Raw genomic sequence first — 22,328 nt, 5'->3', positions numbered from 1 at the left:
CGAAAAACCCTTGGATGCAGTGCGCCGGTTCTGCGGCAAGGAGTGCGCGGATTCCTTCGATGAAGAGGCGCACTTCTCAGGTTGAAAGCGGCTAGAGTTCCATCTCCAGCACGTCCAGCGCAGTCTCGAAATCGAATGCATGCGTAGCCGCCGCAATCATCTGGAAGGTCGGCACGCCCAGGGCAGTTGCCAGGATCGTCGCCGATTTCTCCACCAGGTCGATGGCCGCGCCATCACCTTCACGCAACAGACCCACCAGTTCTTCGATCAGTGCGCGCAATTGCGCGGGATCGACTGCGGGCGTTTCGCTCGATGCGGCTTTGTCGCCATGCTCGCGTAAGAGATCGTCGATGCTGCCGCAAGTTTCGCGCAACAGCACCTCGAGTTGCGCTACCAGGGCGGCCGGGTCGGCGCCGTCGGCGATCGCGTTTTCCACCAGCACCGCCTGGTCGTGCACCAGCTGCGCGCCAATCAGGCCGGCGGAACCTTTCAGGGAGTGCGCTGCCAGTTGCGCCTTGGCGTCCAGCTGCTGCGCAAGCAGCGATTGGATACGTTCACAGGAATCGCGATAGTCCTGCAGGAAGCGGCGCAGGATTTGAAGATACAGCGCACGCTCGCCCATCAGGCGGTCCAGTCCCTCCTCGATGTCGAGGCGCTGGCGTATTGGTGAGCTGGAAAGAAGCTTGTTCATCAGGACAGAATTTAGCACTCTGTCCTGATGTGGGCTAGGGGCGGGACTCTATTTTGTCGTAAATGACCAGTTTTTCGTCACGGCGACGCCGTCGACCGTGCCAACGAAGCTGACGTCATACGTCGTGTTGGACAGCAGCGTTGTCAGCGGAACAATGGCGGCGGACTGTTTCCGCGTGTGTTCCGAATCCGTCGCGTTCGTCAACAGGCGCGTGGCGAGCGGCGAACCTCCGCGCGGGCGGATGGTAAAGTTTGCCGCAGTCACCTTGATGCCATCGGTGGTGGTGATATCCGAGTGAATGCTGACCGGGTAGCCGACACGATTCAGGTTCGGCACCGGATCGGGCGATTCGGTATCGCTGTCGAACGAGGTCGGGACAGAAACCTGGCCATTCTTCGGATAGGTAACCGTGTTGCCTTTACCCAGACCGGCGCCAAAGCCGTTGTGGGTCGCCATGTCAGAGGTGAAGTAGGTGTAGCCGCTGCCCGAGGTCGAGGCGCCAGTACCCATCTCGCGGAACTGGGGTTCGAAGATCACGAAGCGGTGATAGATCGCGGCGATCAATTCTTCCGCGTGGTAGAAGCCAGAGCGGTCGCTGGCAGCGGAAATCACTTCGCCATAGGCATAGTTGTTATCGCCCAGGATGTAGCCTGCGCTGGCCAGGCGGTCCGGCAACGTCGCACCGGTAAAGCCTGGGTTGCCAGGCACCTCGTCGTGCGACACGATGTTATTCAGGCGCAGGTAGTTCGAGTGCGCCAGGGCAGCCTTGTTCAGGAATTCATTACACGACAGCATATCCAGGCCAATGTCGGCGCGGCGGTAATTGAACCAGTTGAAGCCGTCGATGGCCGTATCGCCCGTAGCGCCCGGCAGGCCGGTCGGCGAAACAACGCACGATGTGGTTGGCGGATTGGTCACCGGCGGGTTCAGTACCGGCGGCGCGGAACTGTCGCCACCGCCGCCGCCACCGCAAGCTGTAAGCAAGGCTGCGACCAGCAGGGCTATCGGCTTCTGGTGCCACTTTATGAGGGTATTCATAGTGAACTCCTTTATGGCGCGATTCTATGCCAATTTCAGGCAATATGTGTTTCTTTTGTAAATCCTCGAGCAGGGTAAAATAGCCTTTCTTTTTTGATCATCATTGCCTTAATTTGAATACTCAACGACATCAGCGACTCCAACGCGCCAAATTTGCCTTACCAAGCACGGTAACGCTGCTCTCGATCGCCTGCGGCTTTGCCAGCATTGTGATCTCCGTCGACAACGCCCACCTCGGGCTGGCGCAGGACTACCGCCTGGCCGCCGCTTTGCTGGTGCTGGCCGGGATCTTCGACGCGCTGGATGGCTTCGTGGCGCGCGCCACCGGTACCGGTTCCGACTTCGGCGTGCAGCTCGACTCGATTGCCGACGTGATGAACTTTGGCTGCGCACCTGCGGTGCTGTTGTACTGCTATGGCTTCGTGCAAATGGGGCCGGCGGATCCGACCCTGCTGCGGATTGGCGGGATTGCGGCGTTCTTCTTCGTGGCTTGCGGTGCGCTGCGGCTGGCGCGCTTCAATGTGAATGTGGGGCGGACCGATCCGAAGTACTTCGTGGGGATGCCGATTACCGCGGGCGCGGCTTGCGTGGCGTCGGTGGTGGTGGCGTGGCCGGAGTTTCCGGATTCGAGCCTTGAGGGGTATTTCGTCGTAGCCCTGTTGTTTGTGGTGGGCAGCCTGATGGTGTCGACCATTCGCTTCCCTAGCTCGAAGCAGAAGAAGTCCACCGCGGCGCTGGTGCTGCTGGCGGTGAATGTGGGGCTGCTGGTCTGGCTGCGGGCTTATTACTTTGTGCTGTTCTTTGTGGTGTACATTGCGTTCACCGTGGGGCTGAACCTGGCCTGGCGTGCTGGATGGCGTGGGATTGCGCCGCCGCAGGTTTTTCCGGATGACTGACCAAAACCGGTAATTCGGTGTCAGACCCGCAGGGTCTGACACCTGTCCAGCGGCAGCCGCGTATCGGTGCCTGACCCTGCGGGTCAGGCACCGGGGTACCGGTTTTTCAGGCCACCTCATGCCCCCGCGCCGCGCGCAGGATCTCAAACCACTGCGGCCTGCTAAGAGAAAACTGCGTGGCCTCCACCGCCACCTGGATCGATTCAATGCGGCCGGAGCCAGTCAAAGGCACCGGCCTGCAAGGCAGCTGCATAATCCACGCAAACACCACGCTCGCAAACGGACGATTCAATTCATCCGCCACTTCCTTGATCTTCAAGCGCAGCCGCTCGCCCTGCTCGTCGCCAGCGGTGAACAAGCGTCCGCCGCCCAAAGGCGACCAGATCATCGGCTGCACGCCCAGGTCCTGCAGCCCATCGAAAGTCTCATCAAACATCGGCTCCAGGTGCAGCGGAGAAAACTCCACCTGGTTGGTCGCCAGCGGCACCCGCTTGTTCAGCGTCTCGAACTGATGCCGCGAAAAGTTCGACACCCCGAACTCCCGCACCTTCCCCTCAGACCGCAAGCGCTGGAACGTATTTGCCACCTCATCGAAGTCCATCAAGGGATCAGGACGATGAATCAGCAGCAAATCCAGGTAATCCGTGCGCAGCTCCTTCAGCGAATTCTCCACCGACGCCACGATATGCGCGGAGCTGGTGTCGTAATGCTGGATGGTATGCGTCGGCCGGCGGCCGGAAACCAGCTTGATGCCGCACTTGCTCACAATCTGTATCTGCTCGCGCAGCGCAGGCTTCAACGCCAGCGCTTCGCCGAACAGGCCTTCCACGCCATAGCCGCCGTAAATGTCGGCATGGTCGAAGGAAGTCACGCCCAGCGCGATGCACTGCTCGATGAAGGACAGCCGCTGCTGCGGCGTCATGTCCCATTCGGTCATGCGCCACATGCCCGCGACGATGCGGGAAAGGCCCAGTTTCGCCATTACTTCATCCACAGGCGCACGGAATCCCATGCGCGGCCGAAGATCGAAGCCTGGTCAACCGTTTCCAGCGCCACTACCGGCAGTTCCAGCAGCGGTTTGCCATCCACCATCATCTTCAGCGTGCCGACGCGGGTATTGGCCGCGATAGGCGCCACCAACGGGTCCTTGCGTTCCAGCAGGGGCTTCATCTTGGCTGCTACGCCTTTCGGCACGGTCACCAGCACGTCGTTGGTGAAGCCGATCTTCACGGTCGCCTGCGAACCTTTCCAGATTTCCGGGGTATAGACGGCCTGGCCCTTGGAATACAGCTTCACGGTGTCGAAGTTCTGGAAGCCCCAGTTCAGCAGCTTCTGGCTTTCCGCGGTACGGGTACCGTCGGAATTGGTGCCCATCACCACCGAGATCAGGCGGCGCTCCAGGTTGCCGGCCGGGCGCTTGGCCGAAGCCACCATGCAGTAGCCGGCCGATTCGGTATGGCCGGTCTTCATGCCGTCGACGGTCGGGTCGAGCCACAGCAGGCGGTTGCGGTTCTGCTGGGTGATCTTGTTGTAGGTGAAGCTCTTCACCGAATCGATCTTGTAGAACTCAGGGTAATCCTGGATCACGTGGCGCGCCAATACGGACAGGTCGCGCGCGGTGGTGTAGTTCTCCGGCGACGGCAGGCCGTGCGCGTTGGCGAAGTGGGAATTGGCCATGCCCATGCGCTGCGCTTCACGGTTCATCAGGGTGACGAAGGTCGATTCGTCGCCGGCTACGGCTTCCGCCAGTGCCACGGCGGCGTCATTGCCGGATTGGACCATCAGGCCGTACAGCAGGTCGTTGATCGAGACCGGGGTGGCCGGGTCGATGAACATCTTCGACGAGCTGGAGTCCACTTTCCAAGCCTTGACCGACACGTTCACCTTCTGGTCCAGGGTCAGCTTCTTGTCCTTGAGGGCCTGGAAGGTCAGGTAGGCGGTCATGATCTTGGTCAGGGACGCCGGTTCCACGCGCGAATCGGGGTCCTGGGCGGCGATCACCTGGCCGCTGGAAGAATCCAGCAGCAGCCAGGATTTGGCGGCGATGGTCGGCGGCGGCAGCGTTTGCGCCACCGCGGAAGTCATGAGCAGCACACTGGTTGCCAGTGCAGCGATGATCTTTTTCATTGGTGCTTGTTCTTACGAGTAGGGGTTGCGGGGGAAATCATTGTGCTTTCGATCCCCACAAGGCGATCACCCAGTTCTTGATGTGACCGAGCTTGCGGTGGAAGAAATGGTCGGCGCCGGGAATCACGATCACAGGAATGTCCTGCGGGCGTGCGTAATCCAGCACGTCGATCAACGGGATGGTTTCATCGTTCTCGCCGTGGATCAGGATGGTGTCTGCCGGTACGTCGGCAATCTGCCATTTGGCAGCGGCGGTGCCGACCAGCACCAGGCGTTCCGCCGGGGTGCCGGCAGCGGCCAGGCGCTGCGCCAGGTGCGATTGCACGAAAGTGCCGAACGAGAAGCCCGACAGCGACACCGGCAGGCCGGGAAAGCGCTGCACCATGTGCTGGTACAGGATCATCATGTCGTCGGTTTCGCCGTGGCCGTGGTCATGCACGCCTTCAGAGGCGCCTACGCCGCGGAAGTTGATGCGTGCGGCCACATAGCCCAGCGCCACGAAGGTGCGCGCCAGGGTCTGTGCCACCTTGTTTTCCATGGTGCCGCCGTACAGCGGGTGCGGGTGGGCCACCAGGGCGATGCCTTTCGGTGTGCCTGCCGGCATGTCGATCAGGCCTTCCATCAGGCCGGCGCCGCCCTGCAGCGAAAACTTCTCGGAATTCTTGTTCATCATTTGATTTTCAGGCGCTCTACTTCTTTGCCGTTGACCAGGTGGCTGTCGACGATTTCGTCGATGTCGGCAGTGTCAACGTAGGTGTACCAGGTGCCTTCGGGGTAGACCACGGCGACCGGGCCGTGTTCGCAGCGGTCCAGGCAACCGGCGGAATTGATGCGCACCTTGCCTTCGCCGTTCAGGTTGAGTTCCTTGCAGCGTTTCTTGGCGTGCTTTTGTGCGGCTTCGGCGCCGCGCGGGCCGCAACTTTCGCGGCCGTCATCACGGTGGTTCGTACAGAAGAACACGTGATGCTTGTAGTATTGGTTGTCGCTCATCTGAAGCCTTTCTTAATGCAGGCGCTTATTTTACCGGGGTTTCCCGGGTTTCCTTGTTCAGCTTGTGCGATGGGAGGCAAAGGTACCAGAGGGCTGCCAATGGCCACGCCAGCGACAGGAACTGGGCCGCGCCGTAGAAGTTGAGGAATTTCGCCCGCACCCAGGTCTGCAGCGTTTCGCTGAAGTAGGGATTGGTCGGGGTCGTATTGACGATCAGGAGGCTGAGCAGCAGCGTCGCCACCGCCAGCCGGCGCTGCGCCACGTGGGGCGCGAAAATCAGCCCGCCCAGCATGATCACGCCGATCAGGAAGCCGCCCTGCGCGCCCGGCGTGACCCATACGAAGGCCGAGTCGGGGCCGAGCTGCAGCGCGGTCGAGAGTGATTTCACCAGCACGGCGGCGACCACCAGCAGGGCCACCAGCGGCGCGCGCGGGGCCGGCTTGCGCAGGATGCACAGCAGGGTCAGGGCGGCGCCCACCATGCCGCAGGCGGTAACGATGGTCTCGGACAGCCAGTACTGCTCCACCGTCAGCGTCACGTCCGGCCGCACCATGGCAGCCAGGTCGATCTCCATGTCCAGCAATTCGCTGAGCCACTCGGACAGGATCGGCAGCAGCTGGCCCAGGCCGAACAGGAAGCCCTGCGGGTAGATCTGGGTCAGCGGCCATAGCGCCACCAGCACCAGGCCCTGGCTGGCGTGCTGGGCGAACCAGCGCTGGCGCAGCTTGTAGGCATTGCTGGTGTCCATCAGCTTGTGCGCGGTCAGCGCGCCGATGAAGGCGCCGATGATCGAACCCGCGCTGTTGGTGTAGAAGTCCAGGTTGGAGGAAACGCGGGTCGGCAGGTAGGTCTGCACCGCTTCCATCGTGCCGGAGACCAGCATGCCGGCAATGCTGGCCAGCAGGAAGGCCCAGAAGCCGGTGATCCTGGGCCGCATCGCATAGACCAGCAGCATGCCGAAAGGGACGTAGCCGATTACGTTGATGCCGGCATCAAAGCCCGTCCAGTAGCGCGGCAGCGACGTCCACTCAAGGAAGATCAGCGGCGACAGCCCCTGGTTCTGCCAGCCGGAGAAGGGGAACCAGCTCGCATACACGATCAGCACCGCATAGGCAAGCAGGGTGGCGCGTGCCACCGGTGAGCCGGTACGCAGCGGCGGCTTGGGGGCCGGCGCAGGCGTCGGCGCGGGGGCTGGGGCGGGCGCTTCTTCGCTCATGGTTTACTTGGGCATGCTTGCCAGCCAGGCCAGGATGTCGGCTGCGATGCCGTCGGTGCTTTCGGCCAGTGCGCTGGCGCCGCCTGCCGCGTCGGCGCTCGGGGCCTGCGCAGTGCGGCTGAAGGTGCGCTGGTCGACCAGCTTGTGGTTGCGGAATACCGAGGCGCGCAGGGTGATGCTGGCGCTGCTCCGGGTGGCGCTGTCGAAGTTCTGCGAGAACTCGTCTGCCTCGAGGCGCAGCAGGGGCAGGCCGCCGGCCGCGTCGGTGGTCGACACGACCTTGACGCCGGCTTGTGCGATGCGGGCTTTCAGGCGCTGCGACAGCAGCTGCAGCGGCGTCACCGACCAGTTGTTGTAGGCATAAGGGCGCGACTGGCGGGCGTCGGCATACATCAGGCGGTAGAACATGCGCTGCGTGTCGAGCGAAGCCGGCCCGCTCACGTCCGATACGACCAGGGCCGGAATTCCAGCTGCCGGGCCGGCGGCGCCATTGCTGCCATTGGTGCCATTGGTGCCGTCGATGCCGCTGCTGCCTGCGGTGGCGGATGCCAGGCTGGCTGCCGGCAACGGTGCGCCCATCGGCCCGAAGTCGTAGGAGGTCGGCTGCGGGCCCTTGCTGGCGCAGCCAGCCAGCGCGGCGGCAGCTGCAACGGCGATCAGGAGTTTGTTTTTCTTCATTGCTGGTCCTTGTTTGCCTTTATTTTCCCGTCGGGTCAAAGCCAGGTTCGCCCGGTCCCGGCGGCGTGCCGGGCGCGCCGAACAGGATACTCGATGGGCGATCGCTAATATTATTCATGGTGCGGCGAATGGCGCGCATGGAAGACTTGGTCTCGTCGGCCAGCCCGGTCACGCCCGGCAGGGTTTCCAGTTCAACCCCGCTGGCCACCGCCTCGACGGAAGTCGTCGCGCGATCGACGGAGGCGGTAATGCGCTGCACGGCGCCGTCCGGCCCCTGCAGCGTGCGCGCCACCTTGCTCGCCTCATTGGCCAGCGTATCCACCGACTGCAAGGCGCGGTCGCCGTGCTCCACCAGCGCAGGGATCTTCTGCACGGCCGGATCCAGCTTCGCTGCCAGGTCCTTGTAAGAGTTGGCTGCCTCGCTCACGTCGCTGAAGGCGGCCAGCATCGTCTTCTGGTTATCTGGGCTGAGCAGGGTATCCAGTTTTTTGCCTACTTCTTCCGCCTTTTCCAGGATTGCCGTGCCGCGCTTTTCAAGCTGGTCGAACAGGCCTGGCTGCAGCGGGATGTGGCTCGGGTTCTGCTTGCTGGTCGCCAGCGCCGGAGAGCCGACAGATTCGTCGTCCAGCTGGATATAGGCAATGCCGGTCACGCCCTGGTAGCCCAGCGTCGCATACGTGGTCTTGGTAATCGGCGTTGCCGGGTCGATGCTCAGGTGGATCAGGATCTGGCCGGCCAGCTTGGGGTCGAAATCGATGTCGTCCACCTTGCCGATTTCGAGCCCGCGATAGCGCACCGCCGCCTGCGGGTTCAGGCCGGGCACCGACTGCGTGGTCGCAATCAGGTAAGGGTCATACTTTACCCGGTCGCGATTGAACCAGATGCCGAACAGGATCGCCGCAATCAGCAGCGAGATCGTGAAGATACCTGTCATCAAAGCGTGTGATCTGTTTTCCATGCCTTGCTCCTTATTCCAGGGCCTCCAGCGCGCGCTTGCCGCGGTCGCCCAGGAAGAATTCCTTGATAAACGGGTGATCGGTCTTGATCACCTCGCGGGTCGGCCCGATCGCCAACACATGTTTTTCCGCCAGCACCGCAATGCGCGTGGACAGCGCGAACAGCGTATCCAGGTCGTGCGTCACCATCACCACGGTCAGGCGCAGCTCGCGGTGCAGGGACTTGATCAGCGACACGAAGCTCTCCGACAGGTCCGGGTCCAGGCCGGCGGTAGGCTCGTCCAGGAACAGCAGCTTCGGCTCCAGCGCCAGGGCGCGCGCCAGCGCCACGCGCTTGATCATGCCGCCCGAAAGGTCGCTCGGCATCTTGTTCGCATGTTCCGGCCCCAGGCCCACCATATTCATTTTCAGCAGCACCGCATCGCGGATCAGGTGGGGGGGCAGGGTGCCGAGTTCCATCATCGGCTGCGCCACGTTCTCGAACACCGTCAAGGCGGAGTACAGCGCGCCCTGCTGGAACAGCATGCCCCAGTGGTTGCGCAGTTCCTGCAGGTGGCCCTGGGACGCGACCGTGATGTCCTCGCCGAAGACGCGCACGCAACCCCTGGTTGGGCGTTCCAGTCCCAGCATCTGCCGCAGCAGCACGGTCTTGCCGGTGCCTGATCCGCCCACGATCGACAGGATTTCGCCATTCTCGATGGTCAGGTTCAGGTCATTGTGGATGACCGTGCGGCCGAATTTGGTCTGCAGGTTGGTGATCTCCACCGCAGGCACGCTGCCATCGAGCGTCAGCTTGCTCTCGCTCTCGGGGCAGCCGCAGTTTTCCTCTTCTTGTTGTGGCAGGTCGTTCATCAGTAACCCACTCCATTGAAGACGATCGCAAATACCGCGTTCGCCAGGATGACCACCGTAATCGCCGTGACCACCGAAGTGGTGGTGCCGCGGCCAAGGCTTTCCGTATTTGGCTCGATGCGCAGGCCAAAGTGGCAGGACACCATCGCAATCAGCATGCCGAACACCGCACCCTTGAACAGGCCGATGTAATAGTTCGCCAGCGGCACGACCTGCGGCAGCTTCATGATGAAGTAGCGGATCGACAGGTTCAGCTCCACTTTCGCGGCAATCATGCCGCCGATGAGCGCCGCCGCGTCGGTCCAGATCACCAGCAGCGGCATGGAGATCGCCAGCGCAAGCACTTTGGGCATGATCAGGCGGTAGCCGTGCGAAATGCCCATGACGAGCATCGCATCCAGTTCTTCCGTCACGCGCATCACGCCCAGTTGCGCCGTGATGGCTGATCCGGAGCGGCCCGCCACCAGGATCGCCGCCATCAATGGGCCCAGTTCGCGCACGATCGACATGCCGAGCAGGTTGACCAGGTAAATGTCGCCGCCAAAATTACGGAGCTGCTGCGCCGACAGGTAAGACAGCACCACGCCGATCAGGAAGCCGACCAGCGCGGTAATGCCCAGCGCCTGGAAACCGGCGTGGAAAATATTGGCCGAAATTTCGCGCCATGGCCCGCGCATCGGTTGCGTGGCAAAGCGCCCCACGTCCTGCACCACCGAGCCAATCAGCTGCACGAAGCCCCGCATATGTTCGAGGAAGTGCAGGACGCCAAAGCCCAGCGTGGTCACCCAGCCGAAGCGCTCCTTGCGCGGGCGCGGCATTTCCAGCTTGCCGGCGGTCTCGATGCGCTTGAAGATTTCTTCCTGGCCGTTGACCAGCTTCAGCTTGGCCGGGCGTTTGTAGTCCCAGGCGCTCCACAGCAGTTGCGCGCCGACGTGGTCCAGCATTTCAACACCGCTCAAGTCCCACTCGACTGCGTGGATGTCTTTCACATGATCCAGGCAGCCGGATATCGCCTTCATTACCCGCTTGCTGGCGAGTGCACTGACTTGCCAGGTTCCCCCGGCTGAAACCGTGCGCCCGTCTGGGCTGATAGATAACGTTGGCTCTTGAGCAATAGGCATGCCACCAGTGTAAAAGAGTTTCGCCTGTCGCGCCACTCAGCGCGGGTCACGCTGCCAGGTGCCGCACCTGCCGTGCCGGCGCAGCGCTTGCAGGCGCCGTCGACTTCTGTTTCACCCCGTGTCCGTCGCGTGCCAGCAGTTCAGCTACCGCTGCGGCGTCCATGCCGGCAACCCCAAGCCAGCGCCCGACCATCACTGCCAGCCGGTCCAGCGCAATCCTGTGCGTCGCGTCCGTGTTGGCATAAAGCCAATCAGAAAACGCCATAAACGATTTAAACGGAGTGTCACCCAGCAGCACAGGCACGGCATGCGTGAAGCGTCCCGAATTCGCTACAAGATCCCAGTAGCGCGCGAACCGCACCAGGCGCTGCATGGTCGAAAAATCAATATCGCGGTTGGCCAGGATCGTATATGGCGGGTAGGGGTCGTACACCATCCCGAATTCCTGCGTATGGCGGATGATCGGCGTGCCGCGCAGCCGTTTGAGGATGCCGAACTGGATTTCATGCGGGCCCAAGGCCCACAGCTTGTCGAAGCCTTCCGCGAAGCTCTCGACGGTTTCGCCCGGCAGGCCGGCAATCAGGTCGACGTGCATGTGCACGTCCGAATGCTCGCAAAGCCAGCGGATATTGTCGGCGGCCTTTGCGTTGTCCTGCTTGCGCGAGATGTTCGCCTGCACCACAGGGTTGAAACTTTGGATGCCGATTTCGAATTGCAGCGTCCCGGGTGGGAACTTCGCGATGCCTTCCTTCAGCGCATCCGGCAAATGATCCGGCACCAGCTCGAAGTGGGCATATACGGGATCGTCTGGCGCGGCGGCCAGCTTATCCAGGAAGAACTGCATGATCTTCAGGCTGGTCTTGATATTCAGGTTGAAGGTGCGGTCTACGAACTTGAAGGTGCGGGCGCCGCGGGCGTGCAGCGCCTCCATCTCTGCCAGGAATGTCTCGATATTGAATGGCCACGCGGTCTTGTCCAGCGACGACAGGCAGAACTCGCACTTGAACGGACAGCCGCGCGAGGCTTCTACATATAAGGTGCGGTGCGCGATGTCTTCATCCGAGTAGATCGAATATGGCAGCTTGATCTCCGCCATGGGCGGCTGCACGCCTGCGTGCACCTTCATCAAGGGCTTCGGGCCGTTCAGGATTTCGCCGCACAATTTAGGGAAGGTCACGTCGCCCCAGCCGGTAACGACGTAGTCGGCCAGGCGCGCGATTTCCTGTTCGCCGGTCTCATAAGAGACTTCCGGTCCACCGAGAACAATGACCAGGTGTGGCGCCACGCGCTTCAGCGTCGCAACGAGGCGGCAGGTCTCTTCGATGTTCCATATATAGACGCCGAAACCGACGATCTTCGGCTGCGCCGCCAGAATGCGCTCCACCATCTCGGTCGTCTTCGCGCCGATCACGAATTCCTGGATGCGCGTCTGCGCCTGCAACTCTCCCATATTGGCGAGCAGGTAGCGCAGCCCGAGCGAGGCGTGGGTGTAGCGCGCGTTGAGGGTGGAAAGCAGGATAGTCATGACAGCAGCGAAACCGATTTGCGAAACCTGACATTTTACCCTTGCGCGGACGCCGCCGGTCGGCTATAGTTCTGTCCCTCGCAACGCAGCGCAGTCAAACGACAACGCAGCGAAGCGAAAAAGAAGGGGTTGACGAGTTGCACGCTGTACCGCATAATCTCGCTTCTCTGCTGCTGACGAACACAACGCTTCGTCGAACAAACAAGGCAGCGATCTTTAAAAATCAACAGTCGATAAGTGTGGGCGTTTGACGATATGCCCGGACCTTCGGGTCCGATGCTCAAAATATACGTTATAACGCTCGCACAAAATTAAACGTAAATCTCTTTATGAGATTTCGTCAGTATTTTGAGTGAGTGACCTGCCGCAGAAATGCGGCAAAAACAGAGATTGAACTGAAGAGTTTGATCCTGGCTCAGATTGAACGCTGGCGGCATGCTTTACACATGCAAGTCGAACGGCAGCGCGGGCTTCGGCCTGGCGGCGAGTGGCGAACGGGTGAGTAATATATCGGAACGTACCCAAGAGTGGGGGATAACGTAGCGAAAGTTACGCTAATACCGCATACGATCTAAGGATGAAAGCAGGGGACCGCAAGGCCTTGTGCTCCTGGAGCGGCCGATATCTGATTAGCTAGTTGGTGAGGTAAAGGCTCACCAAGGCAACGATCAGTAGCTGGTCTGAGAGGACGACCAGCCACACTGGAACTGAGACACGGTCCAGACTCCTACGGGAGGCAGCAGTGGGGAATTTTGGACAATGGGGGCAACCCTGATCCAGCAATGCCGCGTGAGTGAAGAAGGCCTTCGGGTTGTAAAGCTCTTTTGTCAGGGAAGAAAAGGTCGTGGCTAATACCCACGACTGCTGACGGTACCTGAAGAATAAGCACCGGCTAACTACGTGCCAGCAGCCGCGGTAATACGTAGGGTGCAAGCGTTAATCGGAATTACTGGGCGTAAAGCGTGCGCAGGCGGTTTCGTAAGTCTGTCGTGAAATCCCCGGGCTTAACCTGGGAATGGCGATGGAGACTGCGAGGCTAGAGTTTGGCAGAGGGGGGTAGAATTCCACGTGTAGCAGTGAAATGCGTAGAGATGTGGAGGAACACCGATGGCGAAGGCAGCCCCCTGGGTCAAAACTGACGCTCATGCACGAAAGCGTGGGGAGCAAACAGGATTAGATACCCTGGTAGTCCACGCCCTAAACGATGTCTACTAGTTGTTGGGTCTTAATTGACTTAGTAACGCAGCTAACGCGTGAAGTAGACCGCCTGGGGAGTACGGTCGCAAGATTAAAACTCAAAGGAATTGACGGGGACCCGCACAAGCGGTGGATGATGTGGATTAATTCGATGCAACGCGAAAAACCTTACCTACCCTTGACATGGCAGGAGTCCCGGAGAGATCTGGGAGTGCTCGAAAGAGAACCTGCACACAGGTGCTGCATGGCTGTCGTCAGCTCGTGTCGTGAGATGTTGGGTTAAGTCCCGCAACGAGCGCAACCCTTGTCATTAGTTGCTACGCAAGAGCACTCTAATGAGACTGCCGGTGACAAACCGGAGGAAGGTGGGGATGACGTCAAGTCCTCATGGCCCTTATGGGTAGGGCTTCACACGTCATACAATGGTACATACAGAGGGCCGCCAACCCGCGAGGGGGAGCTAATCCCAGAAAGTGTATCGTAGTCCGGATTGTAGTCTGCAACTCGACTACATGAAGTTGGAATCGCTAGTAATCGCGGATCAGCATGTCGCGGTGAATACGTTCCCGGGTCTTGTACACACCGCCCGTCACACCATGGGAGCGGGTTTTACCAGAAGTAGGTAGCTTAACCGCAAGGAGGGCGCTTACCACGGTAGGATTCGTGACTGGGGTGAAGTCGTAACAAGGTAGCCGTATCGGAAGGTGCGGCTGGATCACCTCCTTTCTAGAGTCGGCATCAGACTCAAACGTTCACACTTATCGGCTGTTGTTAGGTACTGGTCAAACGTAAGCCTTCGGGTTTAGGTTTGAGTAGTAACGTTCTTTAACAATCTGGAAGAAGTAAAAGTTTTATTAAGCGATATCGAAAGATATTACTTAGGGTAGTAGTAAAACTCATCAAACACAGTAGTAAGTGCTTGAACTTATAGCCGTCAAGGTTATAGGGACAAGTGACTAAGTGCACATGGCGGATGCCTTGGCGATTACAGGCGATGAAGGACGTAGAAGTCTGCGATAAGCTTCGGGGAGCTGACAAACAAGCTTTGATCCGAAGATTTCCGAATGGGGAAACCCGGCCTTATAGGTCATCACTCACTGAATACATAGGTGTGTGAAGCGAACGCGGCGAACTGAAACATCTAAGTAGCTGCAGGAAAAGAAATCAACCGAGATTCCCAAAGTAGTGGCGAGCGAAATGGGAAGAGCCTGTACGTGATAGTCGTTCTGATAGTGGAATCCTCTGGAAATAGGAGCCATAGCGGGTGATAGCCCCGTACACGAAATCAGAGCGGTGGTACTAAGCGTACGACAAGTAGGGCGGGACACGAGAAATCCTGTCTGAACATGGGGGGACCATCCTCCAAGGCTAAATACTCGTAATCGACCGATAGTGAACCAGTACCGTGAGGGAAAGGCGAAAAGAACCCCGGGAGGGGAGTGAAATAGATCCTGAAACCGTGTGCATACAAACAGTCGGAGCCTCGTAAGGGGTGACGGCGTACCTTTTGTATAATGGGTCAGCGACTTACATTCAGTGGCGAGGTTAACCAGATAGGGGAGCCGTAGAGAAATCGAGTCCGAACAGGGCGCCAGTCGCTGGGTGTAGACCCGAAACCAAGTGATCTATCCATGGCCAGGTTGAAGGTGCGGTAACACGCACTGGAGGACCGAACCCACTAATGTTGAAAAATTAGGGGATGAGCTGTGGATAGGGGTGAAAGGCTAAACAAACTTGGAAATAGCTGGTTCTCTCCGAAAACTATTTAGGTAGTGCCTCAAGTATCACCGACGGGGGTAGAGCACTGTTATGGCTAGGGGGTCATCGCGACTTACCAAACCATTGCAAACTCCGAATACCGTTGAGTGCGAGCTTGGGAGACAGACATCGGGTGCTAACGTCCGGTGTCAAGAGGGAAACAACCCAGACCGCCAGCTAAGGTCCCAAAGATTGGCTAAGTGGAAAACGAAGTGGGAAGGCTAAAACAGTCAGGATGTTGGCTTAGAAGCAGCCATCATTTAAAGAAAGCGTAATAGCTCACTGATCGAGTCGTCCTGCGCGGAAGATGTAACGGGGCTAAGCCAGTCACCGAAGCTGCGGATATCCGCAAGGATATGGTAGGAGAGCGTTCTGTAAGCCTGCGAAGGTGTCTTGTAAAGGATGCTGGAGGTATCAGAAGTGCGAATGCTGACATGAGTAGCGATAATGCGGGTGAAAAGCCCGCACGCCGTAAGCCCAAGGTTTCCTGTTCAACGTTCATCGGAGCAGGGTGAGTCGGCCCCTAAGGCGAGGCAGAGATGCGTAGCTGATGGGAAGCAGGTTAATATTCCTGCACCGTCGTATGATGCGATGGGGGGACGGATCGCGGAAGGTTGTCTGCCTGTTGGAATAGGCAGTTCCTGGTTCATAGAAGGCGCTTAGGCAAATCCGGGCGCGTAATTCAAGGGACTGGGACGAGCGAGCTTGCTCGCGAAGCAATCGGAAGTGGTTCCAAGAAAAGCCTCTAAGCTTCAGTCATACGAGACCGTACCGCAAACCGACACAGGTGGGCGAGATGAGTATTCTAAGGCGCTTGAGAGAACTCGGGAGAAGGAACTCGGCAAATTGGTACCGTAACTTCGGGATAAGGTACGCCTCGGTAGCTTGACCACTTTACTGTGGAAGGGCGAAAAGGTTGCAATAAACTGGTGGCTGCGACTGTTTAATAAAAACACAGCACTCTGCAAACACGAAAGTGGACGTATAGGGTGTGACGCCTGCCCGGTGCTGGAAGATTAAATGATGGGGTGCAAGCTCTTGATTGAAGTCCCAGTAAACGGCGGCCGTAACTATAACGGTCCTAAGGTAGCGAAATTCCTTGTCGGGTAAGTTCCGACCTGCACGAATGGCGTAACGATGGCCACACTGTCTCCTCCCGAGACTCAGCGAAGTTGAAGTGTTTGTGATGATGCAATCTACCCGCGGCTAGACGGAAAGACCCCATGAACCTTTACTGTAGCTTTGCATTGGACTTTGAACCAATCTGTGTAGGATAGGTGGGAGGCTTTGAAGTAGGGACGCCAGTTCCTATGGAGCCATCCTTGAAATACCACCCTGGTTTGTTTGAGGTTCTAACCTTGGTCCGTGATCCGGATCGGGGACAGTGCATGGTAGGCAGTTTGACTGGGGCGGTCTCCTCCCAAACGGTAACGGAGGAGTTCGAAGGTACGCTAGGTACGGTCGGACATCGTGCTAATAGTGCAATGGCATAAGCGTGCTTAACTGCGAGACCGACAAGTCGAGCAGGTACGAAAGTAGGACATAGTGATCCGGTGGTTCTGTATGGAAGGGCCATCGCTCAACGGATAAAAGGTACTCTGGGGATAACAGGCTGATTCCTCCCAAGAGTTCATATCGACGGGGGAGTTTGGCACCTCGATGTCGGCTCATCACATCCTGGGGCTGTAGCCGGTCCCAAGGGTATGGCTGTTCGCCATTTAAAGTGGTACGTGAGCTGGGTTTAAAACGTCGTGAGACAGTTTGGTCCCTATCTGCCGTGGGCGTTGGAAATTTGAAGGGGGCTGCTCCTAGTACGAGAGGACCGGAGTGGACGAACCTCTGGTGTACCGGTTGTCACGCCAGTGGCATTGCCGGGTAGCTAAGTTCGGAAGAGATAACCGCTGAAAGCATCTAAGCGGGAAACTTGCCTTAAGATGAGATTTCCCGGAGCCTTGAGCTCCTTGAAGGGTCGTTCGAGACCAGGACGTTGATAGGTCAGGTGTGGAAGTGCAGTAATGCATTAAGCTAACTGATACTAATTGCCCGTACGGCTTGTCCCTATAACCTTGACGGTTATGTAGCACTTACCGTGTTTGAGAACACTACCCCAACTTTACTTCTTCCCAGATTGCGCAGCGCGCCAGGCGCGCTGCACACAAGTCATGCTTGATGACCATAGCCAGTCGGTCCCACCCCTTCCCATCCCGAACAGGACCGTGAAACGACTTGGCGCCGATGATAGTGCTGCAACCAGTGTGAAAGTAGGTTATCGTCAAGCTAATAATTCCTGGTGACGCGCCAAGCGCGAACCAAGTACCGGTCAGTCTGATGACCATAGCAAGTCAGTCCCACCCCTTCCCATCCCGAACAGGACCGTGAAATGACTCTGCGCCGATGATAGTGCTGCAACCAGTGTGAAAGTAGGTTATCGTCAGACTAAGTAACAAGCCAAAAAGGCCCGCTGAATAGCGGGCCTTTTTGCTTTTGTGTCATCGGCAGGTCACTTCCTCTCGTTAAGCTGCGCCTTTTAAACTCCAGAGGCCAGCATGAAATCCCTGTCGCTCCTTCCCCTTGCTATCGCACTTGCCGCCTGCGGCGGCGGCGGCAGCAATGAACCCGTCAAACTCTCGGTCAACGGTGCCTTCGTCGACGGCGCCGTGGAAGGCGCGGATTACGTGGCCGGCACGGCTGCCAAGGCTGCAACCGGCGCCAAAGGCGAGTTCACCTGCAAGGAAGGCGACACCGTCAGCTTCAGCGTAGGCGGCCTTGCCTTGGGCAGCGCTGCATGCGCGCCCATCATCACCCCGCTGCAACTGGCCGGCGCGTCCGACGTCAAGGATGCGAAGGTCGTGAACCGCCTGCTGGCACTGCAGCTGCTGGATGAAGACAATGATCCCTCGAATGGCATCAAGATCACGGCCGAAGTGAAGGCTGCGCTGGCCGGCAAGTCGGCCGATTTCGGCGCCGCGGCAGCAGACTTCAACAAGACCATGGCTGCCAACCTGGTTGCCGCCGGCACTGCGTATGCTGCGCGCGGCGTCGATGACGAGCGTCGCCAACTGGTGCGCGAACACTTCGAAGACACGCTGGCATCCAAGGTCGGCACGCCGGTGCAGGAAACCTTTACCCAGGCGGGTGCCACGGTCACCGTAACGCGCTACCAGGTCCAGGCTGCGAACAGCTTCTACATTCCATACGAAGGCAGCAATGCCAAGGTGAAGGCCGATTTCCCATTGGGCTTCCTGCCGTCCTACGGTTCTGCACTGGCCTTCAAAGGCACGACCGCCAACGGTGACCTGGAATTCTATGGCCTGACCGACCGCGGTCCGAATGGCGATGGTCCGAACGTCCCTAATCCAGGCGGCAGCGGCACCATGGGCGCCAAGATCTTCCCTTCGCCAAGCTTCACGCCATCGATCGGCGTCATCACGGTCGGCAAGGGCGGCGCGGTGCTGAACTCCACGCTGCCGATCAAGGTCTCCGCAAATACCAACAGCTCCGGCCTGGCCATCCCGGCCGGCACGCTGGGCAACTCCGCTGAAGTGCCGGTCTTCGATGCGATGAAATACGATGCCACGACCAAGGCGGTGTACAACGTGAATGGTCTCGATACCGAAGCCATCGCCTTCGACAAGAAGCGCAATGCGTTGTGGGTGTCCGATGAATACGGTCCCTTCATCTTGAAGATCGATGCCGCGAGCGGCGTGATCCAGTCGCGCTATGCTCCAGGCAGCGGCCTGCCTGCGATCCTTGCCAAGCGCCGCGCCAACCGCGGCATGGAGGGCATGGCGCTCGACACTGCGACCGACAAGCTGCACGGCTTCCTGCAAAGTCCCCTGGCCGACGGCAGCGCGTTGTACTCGGCGACCGGCAAGAACGAACAGGTGGAACGCTTTGCACGCTTCACCCGTTGGATCGAATTTGATCCAGTTACCGGCACCACGGGCCGCATGTTTGCCTATCCATTGAACGGCGCCGATTACGCGGATGGCCGCACAGGCAACGCGAAGCTGGGCGATATGGTCGCACTGGGCAACGGCAAGTTCATCGTGATCGAGCAAGGCGCCGCACCGGGCGCCAAGGTGTTCAACAAACTGATGCTGGTGGAAATCGGCAGCGCGACCGACATCAACGCCGCGGCGTTCAACCCGGCCACATCCGACCTGGAAAAGAGCTCGATGGGTGCCGTGGCGGTCAACGGAGCCGACTGGTCCAAGGTGGTCACGCTGAAGAAGACTTTGCTGCTGGACCTGAATGCCATCGGCTGGCTGGCGGAAAAGGCGGAAGGCCTGACCATCGTTGACGGCAACACGTTGGCACTGGCAAACGATAATGACTTCGGCCTCAAGACCAAGATCTTCACGCCATCCGGCGACGCTGTTGCGGATGCCGACGTCACCAAGTGCAATGTCGATGCGAACGGCACCATCATCACGAGCAATGCAGCCGGCTGCAACGCGGCCAATACGATCCGTGTTGCGCGCGGCGATGACCGCGAGCGTCCAAGCCGCTTGTGGTTGATTAAGTTCTCGAAGGCACTTAACACTTACTGATGTTCGTGCGCCGCCTCCCTTCCGGCAGCAGCATAATGCCGGCAGGGAGGTGCGCGATGATTGAACTGGACGGTTCGACGGGCGAAGGTGGTGGGCAGATCCTGCGCACGTCGCTGACTCTGTCGATGATCACCGGCCAGGCTTTCCGCATCCGGAATATCCGCGCCAATCGCCAGCCACCCGGCTTGCGGCGCCAGCACCTGTCGGCGGTACGCGCAGCAGCTATCGCCTGCGCAGCGACTGTCACCCACGCCGAAGTCGGCTCAACGTCATTGGAATTCACGCCCGGACGTGTGACCGGGGGCGTATACGACTTCGATATCGGCACTGCCGGCAGCACAACGCTGGTGCTGCAAACCCTGATTCCTGCCTTGCTGTTCGCTGAACAGCCGACCGTCGTGACGGTCACGGGAGGCACGCATAATCCCAAGGCGCCGCCAGCCGAATTCCTGCAACGAGCCTACTGCCGCGTGCTCGCGGCCATGGGGGCGGACGTCGAGATTGATATTGAACGTTATGGCTTCTATCCGGCTGGCGGAGGCGGTATCTCGGCCAATGTCTGGCCCTGCAAGCAGTTGCGTCGGCTCGACCTCCTCGACCGGGGCGGCTTGCTGCAAGCCTACGCGCAGGCGATTGCGGCGCGCCTGCCGGCTCAGGTGGCGCAACGCCAATACGCGACCGTGCGTAACCTGCTGGGGTGGGAAGGCGAACAACTGCGCGAAGTGCTGTCGCCGTCGTCGGCTAGCCCAGGCAACGCAATCATGCTGACGATTGAGAGCGAGACCGTGACGGAAGTGTTCTCAGCGATCGGGGATCGCGGTGTCCGCGCCGAGGCAGTCGCACGCGAGGCGGCGCTGGAGGCGTGGCGTTACCTTGCCTCGGGAGCTGCTGTGGGGGAGCATCTGGGCGACCAGGTAATGCTGCCGATGGCGTTGGCAGGCGGAGGCGCCTACACGCTGGACCACGTGTCTCAGCACGCCATCACCAATGCGGAAGTCATTACGCATTTCCTGCCGGTGACGATAGGTTTCGAGCAGGGCGAACGCTTCAACACCTGCCACGTGCGCGCGAAGGTCTAGCTGACCTGTTCCCACGCAAGGCCAAAGCGGGCCAGGTACTTTTTCAGGCGGTCCGCGTCGTTCGGTTTTGCCTTGCCGAGGCGCGAGGCCGCGAACAGCTTGCGGCCGGCGTCGGACATGGTCTTCGACTGGCGGCAAATGGCGATCACGGATTCAAGCTGCATGCGGTCGAACAGGTCGATCTGCTCGAGCGCAACTTGGCCGAACAATCCGTCGAGCGTGACAACGGCCTTCACGCCTTCTGCCAGCGGCTGCCATTGGCGCTGCAGGCGGGCTACTTCCGCTGCGACGATCGGCGCCGTGATGCGTCCTGCATCGGCCAGCGTTGCCATGCGGGTGACGCTGGCCGACAGGTCGCGGAAGTTGCCGTTCCATAGCGCTTCCGGCGATGCCGCAAAACGCATGTACTGTTGGCGCGCTTCCGTATTGAAGCGCACCATCGAACCGTTCTCTGCGCCGAACTGCGCCAGCAGGTAGTCCAGATTGGGCCCGATGTCTTCCGGCCGGTCGCCCAGGCCGGGCAGGGAATAGGTCCACAGGTTGATCCGGGCGAACAGGTCTTCGCGGAAGCGGCCGGCGGCCACTTCGCGCGCCAAGTCGCGGTTGGTGCCGGCGATCAGCTGGAAATCGCTGCGTACTTCATGGTCGCCGCCCATTGGCAGGAAGCGCTTCTCCTCGACTGCCTTCAGCAGCATGGCCTGTTCGTCCAGTCCCAACTCGCCGATCTCGTCGAGGAACAGCAAGCCTTTGTGTGCAGTGCGCAGCAAGCCTGGGCGGTCCGATGCAGCGCCGGTGAAGGCGCCCTTCACGTGGCCGAAAAGGGTTGAGCCGGCGCCGTCCCCGTGCAGGGTGGCGCAGTTGATCTCGACGAAGGTGCCATCGACCTGGTGGCGTGCCTTCTTCAACTCATACACGCGCCGCGCCAGGAAAGACTTGCCGGCGCCGGTTGGCCCCATCAGCAGCATTGGCGCGCGCGAACGTGCCGCCACATGTTCGATCTCATCGATCAGGAGGTTGAAATGGGGGTTGCGGGTGGCGATGCCGGATTTCAGGAATTCCACGCCTTCGCGCTGCGCGTTGGAGAAGCGCTGCGCGATCTGGTCGTAGCGCGACAGGTCCAGGTCGATCAGGACGTAGTCGCCGGTTTTGCCGGGAACTGCACGTCGTGGCGGCGAAGTTTGCAGCAGGCGGCCGGGGAAATAGCGCGCTTCCGTCATCAGGAACAGGCAGATCTGCGCGACGTGGGTGCCGGTCGTGATGTGCACCCAGTATTCCTCGTTCTCGGTATCGAAGCGGTAATTGCGGGCGAAGTCGAAGAGCTGGCTGTATACGTCTTCGAAATCCCACCAGTCATTGATGGGCAGTGTGTGCCGCTGCACGACTGTCTCCGGCGATATGGCGTGCATGTCTTCCTCGATCTGCCGCGCCAGGGTGGTGTGGTGGGCGCTGGCCAACAGCTCGAAGCGGTCGACCACCAGGTCTTCGTGCTGCAGGAGGGAGATGCTCGGACGCCATTTCTCCCAGCGCGCCGGCGTGCGCGGGCCGCCGTCCAGTTGCGAACCGAGGAAACCCAGGATGACGATCTTCTTTTTCATTACGTATAAATATTTATCTTTACAGATAATTTACCACAATCATTGATTTCCATGAA

16 protein-coding genes and 4 rRNA genes are annotated in these 22,328 nt (G+C 59.7%); 7 read left to right on the top strand and 13 right to left on the bottom strand.

The window, feature by feature from the left end:
* Positions 1-91: 91 nt before the first annotated feature.
* Both ACN9MU_RS31390 and ACN9MU_RS31385 read right to left on the bottom strand, forming a co-directional pair.
* Positions 92-691, bottom strand: a complete 600-nt coding sequence (locus ACN9MU_RS31390; protein ID WP_426343925.1) for an Hpt domain-containing protein — start codon at positions 689-691, stop codon at positions 92-94.
* A 48-nt stretch (positions 692-739) separates the two neighbouring features.
* Positions 740-1,729 (bottom strand): CAP domain-containing protein, encoded by a 990-nt coding sequence (locus ACN9MU_RS31385; protein ID WP_426343924.1) that lies wholly within the window; start codon positions 1,727-1,729, stop codon positions 740-742.
* Positions 1,730-1,842: 113 nt separating this feature from the next.
* Between ACN9MU_RS31385 and pssA the strand changes: the two genes are divergently transcribed.
* Complete coding sequence (gene pssA, locus ACN9MU_RS31380) at positions 1,843-2,625, top strand: CDP-diacylglycerol--serine O-phosphatidyltransferase (protein ID WP_426166280.1); 783 nt, start codon at positions 1,843-1,845, stop codon at positions 2,623-2,625.
* A 106-nt stretch (positions 2,626-2,731) separates the two neighbouring features.
* On the opposite strand, the gene ACN9MU_RS31375 is transcribed toward pssA, so the two are convergent.
* From ACN9MU_RS31375 to ACN9MU_RS31330, 10 genes are read right to left on the bottom strand one after another with little or no spacing between them, the layout of a single operon-like run.
* Entirely contained in the window at positions 2,732-3,607 is an 876-nt protein-coding gene (locus tag ACN9MU_RS31375; RefSeq protein ID WP_426343923.1) for an aldo/keto reductase, read from the bottom strand.
* Positions 3,607-4,752: a D-alanyl-D-alanine carboxypeptidase family protein gene (locus tag ACN9MU_RS31370; protein WP_426319717.1), complete on the bottom strand. Its 1,146-nt coding sequence runs from the start codon at positions 4,750-4,752 to the stop codon at positions 3,607-3,609. Before ACN9MU_RS31370 ends, ACN9MU_RS31375 begins: the two co-directional genes overlap by 1 nt.
* 37 nt (positions 4,753-4,789) lie before the next feature.
* Positions 4,790-5,422 (bottom strand): alpha/beta hydrolase, encoded by a 633-nt coding sequence (locus tag ACN9MU_RS31365; RefSeq protein ID WP_426172349.1) that lies wholly within the window; start codon positions 5,420-5,422, stop codon positions 4,790-4,792.
* The gene (locus tag ACN9MU_RS31360; RefSeq protein WP_055932001.1) at positions 5,422-5,742 is read right to left on the bottom strand and encodes a (2Fe-2S) ferredoxin domain-containing protein; all 321 of its coding nucleotides are present in this window, start codon (positions 5,740-5,742) and stop codon (positions 5,422-5,424) included. The genes ACN9MU_RS31365 and ACN9MU_RS31360 overlap by 1 nt, the downstream gene beginning before the upstream one ends.
* 25 nt (positions 5,743-5,767) lie before the next feature.
* Positions 5,768-6,958, bottom strand: a complete 1,191-nt coding sequence (locus ACN9MU_RS31355) for a VanZ family protein (RefSeq protein WP_426343922.1) — start codon at positions 6,956-6,958, stop codon at positions 5,768-5,770.
* A 3-nt stretch (positions 6,959-6,961) separates the two neighbouring features.
* On the bottom strand, positions 6,962-7,636 hold the full coding sequence (locus tag ACN9MU_RS31350) for an ABC-type transport auxiliary lipoprotein family protein (protein WP_426343921.1): 675 nt from the start codon (positions 7,634-7,636) through the stop codon (positions 6,962-6,964).
* A gap of 19 nt (positions 7,637-7,655) precedes the next feature.
* Positions 7,656-8,594, bottom strand: coding sequence for an MlaD family protein (locus tag ACN9MU_RS31345; RefSeq protein WP_426343920.1), 939 nt, complete (start codon positions 8,592-8,594; stop codon positions 7,656-7,658).
* Positions 8,595-8,604: 10 nt separating this feature from the next.
* A complete protein-coding gene (locus tag ACN9MU_RS31340; protein WP_426166260.1) occupies positions 8,605-9,444 on the bottom strand; it encodes an ABC transporter ATP-binding protein in 840 nt (279 codons plus the stop codon).
* A complete protein-coding gene (locus ACN9MU_RS31335) occupies positions 9,444-10,565 on the bottom strand; it encodes an MlaE family ABC transporter permease (RefSeq protein ID WP_426166257.1) in 1,122 nt (373 codons plus the stop codon). The genes ACN9MU_RS31340 and ACN9MU_RS31335 overlap by 1 nt, the downstream gene beginning before the upstream one ends.
* A gap of 46 nt (positions 10,566-10,611) precedes the next feature.
* Entirely contained in the window at positions 10,612-12,090 is a 1,479-nt protein-coding gene (locus ACN9MU_RS31330; protein ID WP_426343919.1) for a DUF4080 domain-containing protein, read from the bottom strand.
* Between the two features lie 392 nt (positions 12,091-12,482).
* Here ACN9MU_RS31330 and ACN9MU_RS31325 point away from each other — a divergent pair.
* The 6 genes from ACN9MU_RS31325 (at position 12,483) to rtcA (ending at position 20,677) form a co-directional block, all read left to right on the top strand.
* A 16S ribosomal RNA gene (locus tag ACN9MU_RS31325) occupies positions 12,483-14,013 on the top strand.
* A gap of 220 nt (positions 14,014-14,233) precedes the next feature.
* Positions 14,234-17,105: ribosomal RNA gene (locus ACN9MU_RS31320) — 23S ribosomal RNA — on the top strand.
* Between the two features lie 105 nt (positions 17,106-17,210).
* A 5S ribosomal RNA gene (rrf, locus tag ACN9MU_RS31315) occupies positions 17,211-17,323 on the top strand.
* A gap of 46 nt (positions 17,324-17,369) precedes the next feature.
* Positions 17,370-17,482 (top strand): 5S ribosomal RNA (rrf, locus tag ACN9MU_RS31310).
* Together the 16S, 23S and 5S rRNA genes form the textbook arrangement of a ribosomal RNA operon.
* Before the next feature lie 109 nt (positions 17,483-17,591).
* Positions 17,592-19,598 carry an esterase-like activity of phytase family protein gene (locus ACN9MU_RS31305; RefSeq protein ID WP_426343918.1) on the top strand — a complete coding sequence of 669 codons (2,007 nt, stop codon included), beginning with the start codon at positions 17,592-17,594 and terminating at the stop codon, positions 19,596-19,598.
* A gap of 56 nt (positions 19,599-19,654) precedes the next feature.
* Positions 19,655-20,677 carry an RNA 3'-terminal phosphate cyclase gene (gene rtcA / locus ACN9MU_RS31300; protein WP_426343917.1) on the top strand — a complete coding sequence of 341 codons (1,023 nt, stop codon included), beginning with the start codon at positions 19,655-19,657 and terminating at the stop codon, positions 20,675-20,677.
* On the opposite strand, the gene rtcR is transcribed toward rtcA, so the two are convergent.
* A complete protein-coding gene (gene rtcR / locus ACN9MU_RS31295; protein WP_426343916.1) occupies positions 20,674-22,272 on the bottom strand; it encodes an RNA repair transcriptional activator RtcR in 1,599 nt (532 codons plus the stop codon). The two genes, rtcA and rtcR, sit on opposite strands and share 4 nt — an antisense overlap.
* Positions 22,273-22,328 lie beyond the last annotated feature (56 nt).

The sequence above is a fragment of the Pseudoduganella sp. R-32 genome (genome assembly GCF_049913245.1).
GTDB lineage: Bacteria > Pseudomonadota > Gammaproteobacteria > Burkholderiales > Burkholderiaceae_D > Rugamonas.
This window is presented reverse-complemented; position numbering and strand designations above follow the sequence as displayed.